This is a genomic window from Massilia sp. 9I, assembly GCF_902506415.1.
Classification (GTDB): Bacteria; Pseudomonadota; Gammaproteobacteria; order Burkholderiales; family Burkholderiaceae_D; genus Telluria.
Genome location: NZ_LR733275.1, coordinates 378656 through 395197, shown reverse-complemented (window position 1 = coordinate 395197; position 16542 = coordinate 378656). Strand labels below are relative to the sequence as shown.

Below are 16542 nucleotides of genomic sequence, written 5' to 3'. Positions count from 1 at the left end.
CCACCCTTTGGAGATACCGACCATGATGAAAAACCAGCTCGCAGGCTTGATGAAACAGGCGCAAGCCATGCAGGACAACATGAAGAAGGCGCAGGAGCAGCTGGCTCTGATCGAAGTCGAAGGCCAGTCGGGCGCAGGCCTGGTCAAGGTCGTGATGACCTGCAAGAACGACGTCAAGCGCGTCACCATCGACCCGTCGCTGCTGGGCGATGACCGCGACATGCTGGAAGACCTGGTCGCGGCAGCGTTCAACGACGCCGTGCGCAAGGCCGAAACCACCGCCAGCGAAAAGATGAGCGGCCTGACCGCCGGCATGCCGCTGCCGCCGGGCTTCAAGATGCCGTTCTGAGGCAAGGGAACGCATGTCCAAGTCGCTCGACTTCCTGACCGAGGCGCTGCGGCGCCTGCCCGGCATTGGTCCGAAGTCGGCGCAACGCATGGCTTTCCACTTGCTGCAGCATGACCGCGAAGGCGCGGCCATGCTGTCGCGCGCGCTCTACCAGGCGGTGGACACGGTCCACCACTGCGCCATGTGCAATACCTTCTCCGACACCGAAGTCTGCGATCTGTGCGCGGACGAGACGCGCGAGCGCGCGCTGCTGTGTGTCGTCGAAACCCCCGCCGACCAGATGATGATCGAGCAGACCCTGACCTACAAGGGCCTGTACTTCGTGCTGATGGGCCGGCTCTCGCCGCTGGACGGCATCGGTCCGCGCGACCTGCACCTCGACAAGCTGGTGGGGCGCGCCACGGACGGCGTGGTCGAGGAAGTGGTGCTCGCCACCAATTTCACCAACGAGGGCGAAGCGACCGCCCACTACATCAGCGAGATGCTGAAGGCGCGCGGCCTGAAGGTCAGCCGCCTCGCGCGCGGCGTCCCCGTCGGCGGCGAACTCGAGTATGTGGATGCGGGCACGATCGCGCGCGCCATGCTGGATCGCCGCAGCGCATAATCCCTTGTAAAGATCACTGGCAGAAGGTTCCGCGGATGCCTGTGTGTGCGCGCAATCCTGGCTGGCGGACCGCTGCCATCATGGCACTTTCAGCGGATGGTCTATGCATCTTGTCGATATCACGATGTTTTACGCCGCCGAGGGTGGCGGCGTCAGTACCTACCTGAACGCGAAGTCACGTTGGCTGTCGCGCTACAGCTGGGCGCGGCATACCATTCTCAGCCCCAATGTCGGCGACGATGAATCGCCCAGCCTGGTGCGGGTACCGGCCGTGTCGCTGCCCGGCATCAATGGCTACCGCATGCCGCTGTCGGTCGCGGCCGCGGCAAAGCGCCTGCGTGCAGCGCACCCTGACCTCATCGAAGCGGGCGACGCCGGCCACTGCGCCTGGGCCGCGCTGCGCCTACGCCAGCGGCTCGGCATCCCGGCCATCGCCTTCTACCATTCCGATCTGCCGCGGCTCGTGCAGAACCGCCTCGGCAGCACCATCTCGCACGGCACCTGCAAATACCTGGCCCACCTGTACCGCGAGTTCGACACCGTGCTGGCGCCGAGCCGGCTAATGGTGCACCAGCTGGCCGACATAGGCGTGACCCATGCGCTGCACCAGCCGCTGGGCATCGATAGCGAGATCTTCCATCCCAAGCGCCGCCGCGCCACTTTGCGGGCCGAGCTCGGCCTGCCGGCAGAGAGCCGCCTGCTGGTCTATGCCGGGCGCTTCACGGCGGACAAGAAGCTGCACCTGCTGATCGACGCGGTGCGCAAGCTGGGCAGCCCTTACCACCTGCTGCTGGTCGGGGGCGGAGATGCGCTGCCGCAGCATGCGCAGCTGAGCGTCATGCCCTTCCAGCGCGACCAGTGCGCACTCGCCGGCATACTGGCGAGCTGCGACCTGCTGGTGCATCCGGGCGACTGCGAAACCTTTGGCCTGATCGTGCTCGAGGCGATGGCCTGCGGCCTGCCGGTGGTGGGCACGAGTGGCGGCGGCGTGGCCGAGCTGGTGGACGAGCAGACCGGCATCCTGGCGCGGCCCAACGACGCCGGCAGCCTGGCCGGCGCCATCGAGGCGATGTACACGCGCGACCTGGCGGCCATCGGCGCCAATGCGCGGCGCAAGGCCCAGGAGCACTACGACTGGAGCCAGGTGTTCCCGCAGCTGATGCACCGCTACGGCAGCCTGCTGGCGGCGCGCCCAGGCACATGGCGGGCGCTGGAGCGGGTCTGTGTTTCCGACTGACCGCAAGGGCGACGGCGCGGACGCCGTCCCGGCCCTGTGCGTGTCGATCCACGACGTGGCGCCGGCCACCTGGGACGAATGCGCGCGCCTTGCGCAAGCGATGCGCGAGGTGGCCGACATTCCCCTGACCTGGCTGGTGGTGCCCCAGTACCACCGGGGCGGCGGCGATGCGGCGCGCATGCAGAAGGGGCTGGACAATGCGCTGGCGCGCGGCGACGAACTGGCGCTGCACGGTTTCACCCACCTCGACACGGCCCCGCGCGGCCCCAGCCTGAGCGAACGCTTCCTGCGCGGCACCTACAGCCACGAGGGCGAATTCGCGGCCCTGCCGGCTGACGAGGCGGCGCGCCGCATCCGGCGCGGCCTCGACTGGTTCGCCGAACGCGGCTGGCCGGTGCGCGGCTTCGTGCCGCCGGCCTGGCTGATGGGAGAGGGAAGCTGGCAGGCGCTGCGCGCCTTCGATTTCGACTACACCACGAGCTTCCGGCACTTCCACCTGCTGGGTGGCGCCGGCGGTGCCCGAGGCGACATGGTGTGGTCGCCGTCGCTGGTCTACGCAGCGCGCAACCGCAGCGGGAGGCTCGCCTCGCCGCTGCTGGCGGATGTGCTGGCGCTGCTGCTCGCGCGCCATCCGCTCATCAGGCTCGGGCTGCACCCGCCGGACGTGCGCCATCCGCGGCTGCTGCGCCATGCGCAGGCCACGGTCGAGCGGCTGCTAACGGCGCGCACGGCCCTGACCAAGGCCGCGTTCGCCCAACAGCTGCTTACCAGTACGGTCCCCAGTAACCCCCACGCCAGTAGCGCGAACCATAGCCGCCGTAGTACGACGGAACCTGGCGCAGTTCCTCGCGCGTACTGAGCTGCAGCACGCATTGGCGCCACTGGTCGCTGTTCGGCGCATAGCCGAGACGCGAACATGCCGGACCGTAGATGGTCATCAGGTCCGCCATCTCCGCCTGTGCGCGTTCGGCGCGCTGCTGCGGCGTACTGCATGCCGCCAGCGCCAGGGTCATTCCCACCACCGCTAATTTACTCGCTGATTTAGCCATTTGCATGATCTGCTCCTTTGCCCGCCGTCCTGGCGCCCTGGTTACAGTATAGAACTGCAAGTGGGGATAGGTAGCGCGTAAATCAATCGTGCCTGACCCCGGCCGTTCCTGCCCAGCGGACAACATCGGTTCGCCGAGAAACTCTGTTTTCTGGCAAGATACGCCCCTAAAAAAAATATCGGGGGAGATACAAGATGCGACAGCGTCGTTGGAAGACCTGGACCCTGCGCGGGGTAGCCGGACTGGTGGTGCTCGTCTTGCTGGCGCTGGCCGCCGGCTGGTTCTACCTGCGGGGCAGCCTGGCGCAGCTCGATGGCGAGCGCAAGGTGCAAGGCCTGCATGGCGAGGTGACCGTGGCGCGCGACGCCAGCGGCGTTCCCTTGATCAGTGGCGCCAGCCGCGCCGACGTGGCCTATGCCACCGGCTTCGTGCACGCCCAGGAACGCTTTTTCCAGATGGACCTGCTGCGCCGCACGGCCGCCGGCGAGCTGGCCGAGCTGTTCGGGCCGCGCGCGCTGCCGCTCGACCGTTCGCGCCGCCTGCACCGTTTCCGCGCCCGCGCGCAGGACGCCTTGGCGCGCATTCCCGGCCCGGAGCGCGCCATGCTGGAGCGCTATGTGGCCGGCGTCAACGACGGCCTGCGGGCGCTGCGCAGCAAGCCCTTCGAATACACGCTGACCGGCACCGAGGCGCGTCCCTGGACCGCCGCCGATTCGTTGCTGGTGATCTGGGCCATGTACATCGACCTGCAGAACAACCAGGAGCCGCGCGAGCTGGCGCGCGGCTGGCTGCGCGCGCACAGCGACGCCGAGCAACTGGCCTTCCTGCTGCCCGAGGCGAGCAGCTGGGACGCCACGCTCGACGGCGGCGCGGCCAAAGCAAACCCGGTCGAGGCGTCGCTTCCGGCCAAGGCGCCTGCATGGTGGGGCGCCGCGCCTGACAAGCCGGCGCAGCTGGCCGGCGCCGCGTTCGTCGATTCGGTCGGCAGCAACAACTACGCCGTCGCCGGCAGCCGCAGCACCAATGGCGCCGCCATCGTCTCGGACGACATGCACCTGGGCCTGCAGCTCCCGAACATCTGGTACCGCCTGGCGCTGCGCTTCCCCGATCCGAAGGGCGGACAACGGCGCCTGGCCGGCGTCAGCCTGCCCGGCGCACCGCCGACCATCATCGTCGGCAGCAACGGCCAGGTGGCCTGGGCCTTCACCAACAGCTACGCCGACCTGGTCGACCTGGTGGCTCTCGGCGCCGACCCGGCGCACCCGGGTCAGGTACGCACGCCGAAGGGCTGGGAGACCCCGGCCAGCCACGTCGAACTGATCGCGGTGAAAGGCGCCGAAGCGGAGCGCTTCGTGGTGCGCGAGACCTCGCTCGGCCCGATCCGCGAAGCTTTCGGACGCCAGTACGCGGTGCACTGGATCGCCCACGACCCGCAGGCCATCAACGTCAATCACCTGAAGCTGGAAAACGCGGCAAGCGTCGACGAAGCGCTGGCGATCGCCGCCATCGACGGCATCCCGGCCCAGAATTTCGTGGCGGGCGACGTCCATGGCAACATCGGCTGGACCATCGGCGGCCTGCTGCCGCGGCGCGCCACGCCGTCCCTGCTTACCACCTTCCCACTGGAAGAGGGCACGCCGACCTGGAGTTCGCTGCTGCCGGCCGAACGCTATCCGCGCATCGTGAATCCCGCCGGCGGCCAGATCACCACCGCCAACAGCCGCCAGCTGATGGGCGAGGGCGCGGCCCTGATCGGCGACGGCGGCTTCGACCTGGGCGCGCGCAACCGCCAACTGGCCGAAGGCCTGCAGGCGCTCGGCTCCAAGCTCAACGTGCGCCAGGTCTTCGACGTCGCGCAGGACGACCGCGCGCTGTTCATGACGCGCTGGCGCGAACATGCGCTGGCGGCGCTGGACGCCAAGGCGTTGGCCGGCCAGCCGCAGCGCGCCGAGTTCCGCCAGCTGCTGGAGAAAAGCTGGACCGGCCATGCCAGCGTCGATTCGGTCGGCTACCGGCTGGCGCGCAACTACATGTGGGCGCTGAACGAATTGCTGTTCGGGCGCGCCAACAAGGCGCTGGACGAGATCGAGCCGAAGACCACCCTCGCCACCGCGACCAGCCGCTGGCCCGACGTGGTCGCGCGCCTGCTCGACACCCGTCCCGCCGACTGGCTGCCGCCGGGCTATGCCGACTGGCGCGCGGTGGAACTGGCGGCGGTCGATCGCGTGATCGCCGACCTGACCAAGGATGGCTTGCCGCTGGCGAAAGCCACCTGGGGCCAGCGCAATACCGCCGCGATCGCGCATCCGATCAGCATCGCGGTGCCGGCTTTGAAACCGGTGCTGGGCGCACCAAGCGACCAGCTGCCGGGCGACTCCAACATGCCGCGCGTGGCGGGACCGAAGTTCGGCCAGTCCGAGCGGCTGACGGTGGCGCCGGGGCGCGAGGAGGAGGGGCTGTACAACATGCCGGGCGGGCAGAGCGGGCATCCGCTGTCGCCATTCTTCCTGTCGGGGCACGCGGAGTGGGTAAAGGCGCAGCCGGTGCCGCTGTTGCCGGGGCCGGCGAAGTACACCTTGCGTTTCGTCCCGTAGGGTGGGCGGCTTTGCCGCCCACGCGTTCAAATCACGGTGACGCTGCCCGCGCAGCTGTTCATACCTCAACTATCACCGCGTGGGCGTTTGCAATTCCGGGCATTGCCCGAAATTGCCCCGCCCACCCTACTTGGCCGGTAACAGCATGGGCGCCTGCAGCATCCCCGTAATCGCTTCAGCGCTCGACGGATGCCCCAGGAAGTAGCCCTGCACCATATCGCAGCCATACTGCTCGAGCAGCAGCAGCTGTTCGCCGGTCTCCACACCTTCCGCCACCACCACCATCTTGAGCCCGTGCGCCATCGCGATGATGGCGCGGGTGATGGCGGCGTTTTCGGAGTCCTGCGGCAGGCCGTTGATGAAGCTGCGGTCGATCTTCAGCGCGCGCACGTCGAAACGTTTTAGATAGTTCATCGACGAGTAGCCGGTTCCGAAGTCGTCGATCGACAGGAATACGCCGATCCCGCGCAGCTGTTCCAGCGTGGCCAGCGTGGCCAGCGCGTCGTCCATCAGGGTGCCCTCGGTCAGTTCCAGTTCCAGCAGGCGCGGCTCCAGGCCGGCATCCAACAGGGCCGAGTGCACCATCTGCGACAGGTTCTCGTCCTTGAACTGCTTGGCCGACAGGTTGACCGCCATGCGCAGCGTGCGCTGGGCGTGGCGCTGCCAGACCCTGGCCTGGCGGCAGGCGGTGCGCAGCACCCATTCGCCGATCGGGACGATCAGGCCGGTCTCCTCGGCCAGCGGGATGAACTCGGTCGGCGGCACCAGGCCGCGCTCCGGGTGGCGCCAGCGCACCAGCGCTTCGACCCCGACGATCTCGGACGTGCGCACGTCGCGCTGCGGCTGGTAGACCAGGTAGAGCTCATCGTTCTGCAGCGCCTTGCGCAGCCCGACCTCGAGCTTCACATGGCTCATGATCTGCATCGTCAGCGAGGAGCTGTAGAGCTTCGCGTTGTTCTTGCCGCAGTTCTTGGCGTGGTACATCGCGGTGTCGGCGAATTTCAGCAGCGAGCCGCAGTCGTCGCCGTCTTCCGGGAACAGCGAAATGCCGATGCTGGCGGTCACGAAAATTTCGTTGCCCTCGATGAGGAAGGGGCGGCGCATCGCTTCCTTGACCCGGGTCGCGACGTTGAGCGCGTGTTCGACCCGCTCCAGGTCGGGGATCAGGATGGTGAATTCGTCGCCGCCCAGGCGCGCCAGGTTGGTGGTGTGGTCGGCCTTGCCGGCGGAACCGTCACCGCGCGAGACCAGGTCGCTCGGCCGCGTGGTTTCGCGCAGACGTTCCGACACCATCTTCAGCAGGGCGTCGCCGGCATTGTGGCCGAGCGTGTCGTTGATGCGCTTGAAGGCGTCGAGGTCCATGAACAGCACCGCGAACTTCTTGTTGCCCATTTTCGAGCGCTGCAGCTCGCGCTCCAGGGTCTCGAGGAAGGCCTGGCGGTTCGGGATGCCGGTCAGGCTGTCGCAGTAGGCCAGGCGCCGGATCTGTTCCTCGGCGCGCTTGCGTTCGCTGATGTCGCGCACCAGGCCGAGCACCTGCGAGGGACTGGTAGCGACCAGTCGCGCCTCGAAGTGCTGGACTTCGCCACAGTGTTCCAGGTCGTATTCGACCGAGCGTACCTGCTGGGTGGCGAGCACGGTGCGCATCTGCTCCAGCACGCGCGCCGCGGTCTCGGGCGGCAGTACGTCGGTAATGTGCTTGCCGATGCAGGCCTGCGGCTGCGGCATGACACGCCCGCGCCCAGGACGCTCGTGGCCCGGCTCGTAATCGAGGTAGAAACCGTCGCGGTCGAGCCGGAAGAAGGTGTCGGGAATCGCCGCCAGCACCGCGCGATTCTGGGCGTCGGCGACGCGCAGGCGCGCGATGGCGTCGCTGGCGCGCAGCACGTACAGCACGCGGTGGCCGAGGATCGGCCAGTTGATCGGCTTGGACACGAAGTCGGTGGCGCCGGCTTCGTAGGCGCGCGTCACCGCTTCCAGGTCGTCGCCGCCGGTGACCATCACGATCGGCACGCTGGTGCCGTCGCTTTCACCCGCGCGGATCGCCTCGCAGGCGGCGAAGCCGTCCATGCGGGGCATCTCGACGTCCATCAGGATCAGGTCGGGCGCGTGCGAGCGCGCCAGTTCGACCGCTAGAGCGCCATCGGCCGCCTCGATCGCGTCCAGCCCGACCTGGGCCAGCATCTCGAGCATCAGCATGCGCATCACCGGGTCGTCGTCGGCGACCAGGACCGTTCCGCGCTTCGGAAGAGAGGAGGGCATCTCAGGTTTCCTTTTCAAGCATGGCATGCAGCGAATGGCGCACCGTCTGGAATTCGTGCTCCATGTCGGTGAGGATGCGGTCGGCGCCCGCGACGGTATCGGCGCGTCCCAGTTGTTCGAGTTCCTTGCACAGCGTCGCCAGCCGCGCCGCGCCGATGTTGGCGCTGGCCGACTTCAGGCTGTGGGCGACGCGGCGCACGCTGCCCGGGTCCATGCCGTCGACCGCTTCGCGCAGCGTGGCCAGGTGGCGCGGGGTATCGCCGACGTAGGCATTGATGACCTTCTGCACCAGCGCATCGCCGCCGTCGCGGCTCAGCGCCCGGATGTTGTCGAGCGCGACTCGGTTGACGGCCTCACGCTGGATCACCTCGACCGTTTCCGGCGGCAGGCGCGGCGGCGTGTCGAGGTGGTGCGCACTGGCCGCCAGCGGCACCCCGACCCAGCGTCCGATGACGGCTGCCAGCTGCTGCTGGGTGAAGGGCTTGGACAGGTAGTCGTCCATGCCGGCGGCAAGGCAGGCTTCGCGGTCGCCCTGCAGCGCATTGGCCGTGATCGCGATTACCGGCAGCGTGCGCGCGCGGCCCGCTTCGCGTTCGTGGCGGCGGATCGCCGCGGTGGCGGCAAAGCCGTCCATCACCGGCATCTGGCAATCCATCAGCACCGCATCGAAGCTGCCCGAGCGCACCGCCTGCATGGCTTCCTGGCCGTTGCGCGCGCAGGTCGCCTCGATGCCCAGGCTTTCCAGCATGGCCTTGGCCACTTCGACGTTGACGGGGTTGTCCTCGGCCAGCAGCACGCGGCGGGCGCGTGCGCGCGGGGCCGGACGGGCCGCATCCGCGGCATTGGCCGGCGCCGACGGTGCATCCATCTTGACGGGCGCAGTTGCGTTCGGCGCACTGGGCGCGGCGGCAGGCGCATGCAGGCGCGCCGCGCAGGCCGACAGGCAGGCGTAGAGATCGGCCGCACGGGCCGGCTTGATCAGCTGGTAGGCGACGCCCGCGGTGCGGCGCTGCACCGGGTCGGCCGCCAGCCGCTCGGGGCTGACCAGCACCAGGTGGGTGGCGCGTGCGCCGGCATCGGCCTTGATCGAGGCCGCCAGCGCCAGGCCGCTGGTATGGGTCAGTTCCATGTCCAGCACCGCCGCGTCGTAGGGACGGCCGGCACGGGCCGCGCTCAACAGGTTCTCGTAGCCGGCGGCCGCGCTGGCCGCGGTGTCGGCCTTGGCGTGCCAGGCCTGCAGCTGCTGGGCCAGGTCTTCGCGGCTTTCTTCCTGCTCGTCGACCACCAGCACGCGCAGGCCTTCGAGCGGGTGCTGGCGGCGGCCGGGCGCGTCGGGCGCATCGGGATCCACGCGGCGCTTGTCGAAGCTGACGCTGAACCAGAAGATCGAGCCCTGCTTGGGCGCGTTGTCGACGCCGATGGCGCCGCCCATCAGTTCCACCAGCTGCTTCGAGATCGCCAGCCCCAGGCCGGTGCCGCCGTAGCGCCGGGTGGTGGAGTCGTCGGCCTGCGAGAAGGCTTCGAACAGGCGCGCCCGCGCTTCGCGCGAGATGCCGATGCCGGTGTCGTGCACTTCGAAGCGCAGCATCACCGACTGGGTGTCCTCGCCGGCCACGCGCACGCGCGCCAGGATGCGGCCCTGCTCGGTGAACTTGATGGCGTTGCCGAGCAGGTTGGCCATGATCTGGCGCAGCCGGTTCGGGTCGCCGCAGATCGCCACCGGAATGTCGTTGGCGATGTCGAAGTCGAAGCCGATGCCCTTGCTGGCCGCCTGCGGGGTGTAGACGTTGTGGATGTCGTCCAGCAGGTCCCACAGATTGAAGTTGATGTACTCGATGGTGAGCTTGCCGGCCTCGATCTTGGAGAAATCGAGGATGTCGTTGATGATCACCAGGAGGTGCTCGCCGGAGCGCTTGACCAGGGTGGTGTAGTTGCGCTGGGCCTCGGTGAGATCGGTGGCGAGCAGCATCTCGGTCATCCCGAGCACGCCGTTCATCGGGGTGCGGATCTCGTGGCTCATGGTGGCGAGAAAAGCGCTCTTGGCGCGGCTCGCCGCTTCGGCGGCATTCTTCGCCTTTTCCAGCTGCTCGGTGCGCACGCCGACCTGGCGTTCCAGCTCGTCGCGGTGGTGCAGCAGGGCCGCACCGCGGTCCTCGATCTGGGCCATCATGGTGTTGAAGCTGTCGATCAGCTGTCCCAGCTCGTCGGTGCGCTGGTGGGCGATGCGCAGGCTGTAGTTCTGGCTGCTGGAAACCTTCTGCGCGGCCAGGATCAGCTTCGTCACCGGCTCGGCGATGCTGCGCTTGAAGCGCCCGGCCATGGCCACCGACACTACGAGCGAGGCGCACATGGCCAGGCCCATCACGGCCAGGCCGGCCAGGATGTCGATCCAGGTCGCCACCAGGTCGGTCTCGATCATCACCACGCCCACCTGCAGGTCGCCCGTCATCACCGGCTGGTACAGGCGCATGCGGCGCGACAGCAGGCGCTGTCCCTCGAGGTTGGCGGCAGACAGGGCCTCGGGCTCGATGCTGTCGAGATTGTCCGGCGCGGGGGAGGGGGCGGCGTCATCGGCGCGCGCCACGTACTGGGCGAAGGGCTTGCCGTTGCGGTCGTACAGGACGGCGCCGGCGATGTCGTTCTTGGCGGCGAGTGCGCCGAGGGCGCTGCGCGCGCGCGGCCGGTCACGCAGCAGCAGGTAATCGGCGCTGCTGGCCGCGATGACTTGGGCAAAGGTCGACAGCTGCATCGCCCCTTCCTTGCGGTGGCTCGTGACCGAGGTCACCGCGAAGGCTCCGAACACGAAAATCAGTGCGGTCGCGGTCGAGAGCAGCGAGATGATGGTCAGCTTCTGGTTCAGACTGGAGCGCTCGAAGTTCGGCATTCTGATCCCGCAGGCACGTCGGAGCGGCCTTGCGCCGGACGACGCAGGGCTTCCTTTGCGGAATGCAAATTCCCGCAAGAAAAAAATATACGTTCAAGGGAAGGGGGGCTCGTTGAGGGATGTCAACGTGTTGAAGGCGGTGCAATAAATGTGAGGGGTGTTTGCTTGGCCGTCATTGTTATCGGCCGATCCGTCGTCCCGGCGGAGGTGAACTGCCACACAAAAGTTGGACATCTGTTTTATGTAGCCTGAGCGTGCTTGCCCCTGCATTGAAGCGGGGTCAGGCCGCCCAAGGTGGTACTGATGCGTTTGGTATTGTAATACCCGATGTATTCTCGGCCTCGCTTACGGCGACCACGCAACACCGATTCAGGAGAGGTGGCAGAGTGGTCGAATGTACCTGACTCGAAATCAGGCGTACGGGTGACCGTACCGTGGGTTCGAATCCCACCCTCTCCGCCAGTAGTAATGAAAAGGGCCCCACATCGGGGCCCTTTTCATTTTCAGTGCATGTTCTTCGCTACGATTTCATCTGTCGCCAGCTTGGCCTGCTGCAGCGGCTGGCTCANGTAGTGCTCTCGGCGCCTGCAAAACGCTTCATCGCCATGCAGTCGATACGCATCCACCCAACGCCGGATCACCGGCGCTGGGATGCCCTGCTGGGCTGCCAGGCGGTGATAGCCTAGCTGCCCCTCCAGATATTGCTTGATGACCCTGAGCTTGATCTCTTTTGTGTACTTAACCATCTACCCCTCGAAAGTGGACAATAGCTGTCCAACTTTCTTGTGGCAGTTCAAGGCCGGGACCCAAGTTCGTTGCGTCAAGTTGGCGGGTGCACGCAAGCGTTAGTGGTCCGCATGCGAGATTGGATCCCGGCCTGCGCCGGGATGACGGTCTTCCGGCTAGGAGTGGAAAGCGATTGCGGCGTGCGGGCAAAAAACAGAAGGGGCGCCGCAGCGCCCCTCCATCATCCAGCAATCAAGCAAACCTTAACAGCAGGTCGCCCGCGAGCCCCCATACCGCGCCTCCTGGCGCTCACGGAAAAACTCCTCGTACGTCATCGGCGTCTGGTCCGGATGGGTACGTTCCATGTGCGCCAGGTAGGTGTCGTACTCGGGCAGGCCGACCATCAGGCGCATGCTCTGCCCGAGGTACTTGCCTGCCGTTTTGCCTGCATCGAGCAGCGCGCCGAACATCACGGCACCTGTGCGGTCGGCATGGCGACGTACGGGGTCTCCTTCGCGGTCGGGCCGCCGCTGGTGCGGGCCGCGAGGATCGTACGGATGCCGTACACCACCACCGCCAGCACCACGATCATGAAGAAGCCCGTCAGGGTGGCGTCGACGTAGTCGTTGAAGATGATGCGTTCCATCTGCTCGACCGACTTGGCCGGCGCCAGCACCGTGCCGGCGTCGTGCGCGGCCTGGAACTTGTTGGCGTGGGCGATGAAGCCGACCTTCGGATTGGCGTCGAAGATCTTCTGCCAGCCGGCGGTCAGGGTGCACAGCAGCAGCCAGGCGGTCGGCACGATGGTGACCCAGGCGTACTGCGCACGCTTCATCTTGAACAGCACGCAGGTGCCGAGGGTCAGCGCGATACCGGCCAACATCTGGTTGGCGATGCCGAACAGCGGCCACAAGGTGTTGATGCCACCCAGCGGATCGACCACGCCCTGGTACAGGAAGTAGCCCCAGGCCGCCACGCACAGGCCAGTGGCCAGCAGGTTGGCCGGCAGCGACTCGGTGCGCTTCAGCGACGGCGAGAAGGCGCCCAGCAGGTCCTGCAGCATGAAGCGGCCGGCGCGGGTGCCCGCGTCCACCGCGGTCAGGATGAACAGGGCCTCGAACAGGATCGCGAAGTGGTACCAGAAGGCCATCATGGCCTGGCCGCCGATCACGTTCGACAGGATGTGGGCCATGCCCACCGCCAGGGTCGGTGCGCCGCCGGCGCGCGAGATGATGGTGTGCTCGCCGACGTCGCGCGCCATCTGTTCCAGGGTCTCGGGGGTGATCACGAAGCCCATCTGCGTTACCGCTGCTGCAGCGGTCTGCGCGGTGGTGCCCAGCACGGCGGCCGGGCTGTTCATCGCGAAGTAGACGCCCGGGTCGATGGTGCTGGCCGCCACCAGCGCCATGATGGCCACGAAGGATTCCATCAGCATGCCGCCGTAGCCGATGAAGCGGGCGTGGGTCTCGTTCTCGATCATCTTCGGCGTGGTGCCCGACGAAATCAGCGCGTGGAAGCCGGAGACGGCGCCGCAGGCGATGGTGATGAACAGGAAGGGGAACAGGTTACCCGACCACACCGGGCCGGTGCCGTCGATGAACTTGGTGGTGGCAGGCATGCGCAGGTCCGGGGCGACGATCAGGATGCCGACCGCGAGCGCCACGATGGTGCCGATCTTGAGGAAGGTCGACAGGTAGTCGCGCGGCGCCAGCAGCAGCCACACCGGGATGACCGAGGCGATGAAGCCGTAGCCGATCAGCATCCAGGTCAGCTGGGTGCCGGTGAAGGTGAAGGCCGGGCCCCAGGTCGGCGAATCGTGCACCCACTGGCCGCCGATGATGGCCAGCATCAGCAGCACGAAGCCGATGATGGAGACTTCGCCGATCCGGCCGACGCGCACGTAGCGCGAGTACAGGCCCATGAACAGCGCGATCGGGATGGTGGCCATCACGGTGAATGAGCCCCACGGCGAACCAGTGAGCGCCTTCACGACGATCAGCGCCAGCACCGCCAGGATGATCACCATGATCATGAAGCAGCCCAGCAGCGCGATCAGGCCGGGGATCTCGCCCATTTCGGACTTGATCAGGTCGCCCAGCGAGCGGCCGTCGCGGCGGGTGGACATGAACAGCACGATGAAGTCCTGCACGGCGCCGGCGAAGACGACGCCGGCCAGGATCCACATCATGCCGGGCAGGTAGCCCATCTGGGCCGCCAGCACCGGGCCGACCAGCGGGCCGGCGCCGGCGATCGCGGCGAAGTGGTGGCCGAACAGCACGTAGCGGTTGGTCGGGACGTAGTCCAGGCCGTCGTTGTACTTGTAAGCCGGGGTCTGGCGCGTGGGGTCAAGACCGAGCGCCTTGGTGGCGATGAACTTGCTGTAAAAGCGGTAGGCGATCAGGTAGACGCAGACCGCGGCGGCGACGATCCAGATCGCATTGATGGTTTCGCCGCGTTTGACGGCGATGAACCCGAGCGAAAAGGCGCCGAGGATCGACAGGGCGATCCAGCCGAGCGTGCTCGACATTCGTTTCATGGTGCTCCTCCGAGGATGGATTGATACTTGTATTCACTGCTTATCGTGGCCGGCCTCGTACGAATCGACCGGCGGTTTTGGGGACAGCGTACCGGAGAGTATGTTGCACGAATATCAGCACCGCAAGCGCATGATTACGCAGTGTCTGCGTAGTACTACGCAGGCAGCCTCGCCAGCAGGGCGGCAGTTTCCCCCGTAAAATGTCGGGCTGACATGGTAGGAGGAATGGAATGCGCTTGAGGCAGAAGGTGATCGTGCTGGCGATCGGGCCGCTGATCGTGGCCCTGTGCGCGATCGCCCTGTTCGTGCGCCAGCAGGCCGCCGAGCTGGCCCAGCAGCAGCGCGCCACCATCCAGCGCGCCTACCTGGCCAGCAAGGAGGCCGAACTGCGCCACTACGTGGCCCTGGCCACGCAAGCGATCGGCCACCTGGTCCGCTCCGGGCGCAGCGATCCGGCCACGCTGGACGAGGCCAAGCGCATCCTCGGCTCGCTGAGCTTCGGCGACGACGGCTACTTCTTCGTCTACGACATGCAGGGCCACAGCCTGATGCATCCGCGCCAGCCCGAGCTGGTCGGCACCGACATGTGGAACTGGCGTGACGCGAACGGCGTGCCGACCATCCAGCGCCTGATCGAGCGCGCCCGCGCCGGCGGGGGCTTTCACCGCTATACCTGGGCCAAGCCATCCTCGAACCGCCCCGCGCCCAAGCTCGGCTACGTGGTGCCCCTGCCGAACTGGGGCTGGATGATGGGTACCGGGATCTACCTCGACGACGTCGAAGCCGCGCTGGCGCAGGTGGACGCCCAGCAGTCGCGCAACATCGGCGAGACCCTGCTGTGGATCGCCGGCCTGGCGGTGCTGGCCTCGGTGGCGGTGGCCAGCGGCGGCCTGGTGCTGAACCTGCGCGAGCTGCGCGTGGCCGACGCCAAGCTCAAGGTACTGGCCCAGCGCGTGGTCGAATCGCAGGAAGAGGAGCGGGCGCGCCTGTCGCGCGACCTGCACGACGGGATCAGCCAGGCGCTGGTCTCGGTCAAGCTGCAGCTGGAGGCGGGCATCATCCGCCTCGACGGTGATGAGGCGCAGCAGCAGGCCGCGCGCGGTTCGCTCGAGCGCACGGTGGACCAGGTGAAATTGGTGCTGGGCGAAGTGCGCCGCATCTCGCACGACCTGCGCCCGGCGCTGCTCGACGACCTGGGCCTGGCGCCGGCGCTCGACCACCTGGCCAGCGAATTCGGCCACCACAGCGGCACCCCGGTGCGCTTCCGCGTCGAAGGCGCGGTCGACGCGCTGCCCGAGATGGCGGGCACGGTGCTGTTTCGCATCGCCCAGGAAGCGCTGACCAACGCCGAACGCCACGCCGGCGCGCGCCAGGTCGAGATGCTGCTGGCGCGGCGCGGCCGCTGCCTCAGCCTGACAATCGCCGACGACGGCGCCGGCTTCGACGCCCAGGGCATCGCCCAGCACCCGCAGCGCGGCATTGGCCTGCGCAACATGATGGAACGGATGGAAGCCATCGGCGGCCTGCTGGCGATCGATTCGTCGCCGCTCGGCACCCGCGTGGTGGCGAGCATCGATTTGAAGGAACAGACATGAACGACGAGACCGACATCCGGATCCTGCTGGTGGACGACCACCCCCTGGTGCGCGACGGCCTGCGCGCGCGCCTGGAAGCGGCGCCGCGCCTGCGCGTGGTGGGCGAGGTCGGTTCCGGCCAGGAAGCCATCGAGCAGGCCGGCGCCTGCCGCCCCGACCTGGTGCTGATGGATGTGAACATGAAGGGCGGCAGCGGCATCGACGCCACGGCGCGCCTGCTCGAACACTTTCCCGGCATCGCGGTGCTGATCCTGTCGATGCACGACAAGCCGGAATACGTGACCCAGGCGATGGCGGCCGGCGCGCGCGGCTACGTGCTGAAGGACGCGCCGGGCAAGGACATCGTGCTGGCGATCGACACCGTGATCGGCGGCGGCATCTATTACAGCGCCGCGCTGGCGCGCCAGCTGTCCAGCCCGGTGGCGCCCGACAAGCTGCTCACCACGCGCGAGCAGGAAGTCCTCAAGCACATCGCCGCCGGCCAGTCGAACAAGCAGATCGCGCGCGCCCTCGAACTCTCGGTGCGTACGGTGGAAACCCACCGCCTGAACATCAAGCGCAAGCTCGGCATCGAAGGGCAGGCGGAGCTGATCCGCTACGCCGTCCAGCGCGCGGAAAGCAACGGTTATTCGTAGGTATGTACAGAAAGTATCCATAAAGAAACAAAAGGTGTTGCTTTCTGATAATCCGTCGAATAAGATTGATT

General features: G+C 67.3%; 14 protein-coding genes and 1 tRNA gene. 8 read left to right on the top strand and 7 right to left on the bottom strand.

All coding sequences use genetic code 11. The annotated features are described in order from the left end of the window. The first annotated feature begins 22 nt into the window (after window positions 1-22). The 4 genes from GV068_RS01800 (at window position 23) to GV068_RS01785 (ending at window position 3049) form a co-directional block, all read left to right on the top strand. Window positions 23-349 (top strand): YbaB/EbfC family nucleoid-associated protein, encoded by a 327-nt coding sequence (locus tag GV068_RS01800; protein ID WP_159695720.1) that lies wholly within the window; start codon window positions 23-25, stop codon window positions 347-349. 13 nt (window positions 350-362) lie between these two features. Further along, window positions 363-953: a recombination mediator RecR gene (recR, locus tag GV068_RS01795; protein ID WP_159695719.1), complete on the top strand. Its 591-nt coding sequence runs from the start codon at window positions 363-365 to the stop codon at window positions 951-953. A 103-nt stretch (window positions 954-1056) separates the two neighbouring features. Beyond that, a complete protein-coding gene (locus GV068_RS01790) occupies window positions 1057-2190 on the top strand; it encodes a glycosyltransferase family 1 protein (RefSeq protein ID WP_159695718.1) in 1134 nt (377 codons plus the stop codon). Beyond that, window positions 2177-3049, top strand: a complete 873-nt coding sequence (locus GV068_RS01785) for a DUF2334 domain-containing protein (RefSeq protein ID WP_229463596.1) — start codon at window positions 2177-2179, stop codon at window positions 3047-3049. Before GV068_RS01790 ends, GV068_RS01785 begins: the two co-directional genes overlap by 14 nt. Here GV068_RS01785 and GV068_RS01780 read toward each other — a convergent pair. Then, complete coding sequence (locus GV068_RS01780) at window positions 2955-3245, bottom strand: hypothetical protein (protein WP_229463594.1); 291 nt, start codon at window positions 3243-3245, stop codon at window positions 2955-2957. The genes GV068_RS01785 and GV068_RS01780 overlap by 95 nt on opposite strands. Before the next feature lie 188 nt (window positions 3246-3433). Between GV068_RS01780 and GV068_RS01775 the strand changes: the two genes are divergently transcribed. Continuing rightward, window positions 3434-5833: a penicillin acylase family protein gene (locus tag GV068_RS01775; RefSeq protein ID WP_159695717.1), complete on the top strand. Its 2400-nt coding sequence runs from the start codon at window positions 3434-3436 to the stop codon at window positions 5831-5833. Window positions 5834-5959: 126 nt separating this feature from the next. Here the strand turns inward: GV068_RS01775 and GV068_RS01770 are convergent, their stop codons facing one another. From GV068_RS01770 to GV068_RS25450, 3 genes are all read right to left on the bottom strand, one after another. Then, the gene (locus tag GV068_RS01770; RefSeq protein WP_159695716.1) at window positions 5960-8095 is read right to left on the bottom strand and encodes a bifunctional diguanylate cyclase/phosphodiesterase; all 2136 of its coding nucleotides are present in this window, start codon (window positions 8093-8095) and stop codon (window positions 5960-5962) included. Window position 8096: 1 nt separating this feature from the next. Beyond that, window positions 8097-10979 carry a response regulator gene (locus tag GV068_RS01765; RefSeq protein ID WP_159695715.1) on the bottom strand — a complete coding sequence of 961 codons (2883 nt, stop codon included), beginning with the start codon at window positions 10977-10979 and terminating at the stop codon, window positions 8097-8099. A gap of 239 nt (window positions 10980-11218) precedes the next feature. Further along, window positions 11219-11344 (bottom strand): IS3 family transposase, encoded by a 126-nt coding sequence (locus GV068_RS25450; protein ID WP_373888397.1) that lies wholly within the window; start codon window positions 11342-11344, stop codon window positions 11219-11221. Window positions 11345-11351: 7 nt separating this feature from the next. Between GV068_RS25450 and GV068_RS01760 the strand changes: the two genes are divergently transcribed. Continuing rightward, window positions 11352-11441: transfer RNA gene (locus GV068_RS01760), tRNA-Ser, on the top strand. Window positions 11442-11548: 107 nt separating this feature from the next. Here the strand turns inward: GV068_RS01760 and GV068_RS25445 are convergent. The 3 genes from GV068_RS25445 to GV068_RS01745 form a co-directional block, all read right to left on the bottom strand. Further along, a partial coding sequence (locus tag GV068_RS25445; RefSeq protein WP_373888433.1) for a transposase occupies window positions 11549-11725 on the bottom strand: 177 nt, incomplete at its 3' end. 243 nt (window positions 11726-11968) lie between these two features. Next, the gene (locus GV068_RS01750) at window positions 11969-12175 is read right to left on the bottom strand and encodes a YbdD/YjiX family protein (RefSeq protein WP_159695713.1); all 207 of its coding nucleotides are present in this window, start codon (window positions 12173-12175) and stop codon (window positions 11969-11971) included. Then, window positions 12175-14241 carry a carbon starvation CstA family protein gene (locus GV068_RS01745; RefSeq protein WP_159695712.1) on the bottom strand — a complete coding sequence of 689 codons (2067 nt, stop codon included), beginning with the start codon at window positions 14239-14241 and terminating at the stop codon, window positions 12175-12177. The genes GV068_RS01750 and GV068_RS01745 overlap by 1 nt, the downstream gene beginning before the upstream one ends. 230 nt (window positions 14242-14471) lie before the next feature. On the opposite strand from GV068_RS01745, the gene GV068_RS01740 reads away from it, so the two are divergent. Further along, window positions 14472-15836 (top strand): cache domain-containing protein, encoded by a 1365-nt coding sequence (locus GV068_RS01740; protein WP_159695711.1) that lies wholly within the window; start codon window positions 14472-14474, stop codon window positions 15834-15836. Then, complete coding sequence (locus GV068_RS01735) at window positions 15833-16471, top strand: response regulator transcription factor (protein WP_159695710.1); 639 nt, start codon at window positions 15833-15835, stop codon at window positions 16469-16471. Before GV068_RS01740 ends, GV068_RS01735 begins: the two co-directional genes overlap by 4 nt. The last annotated feature ends 71 nt before the right edge of the window (window positions 16472-16542 follow it).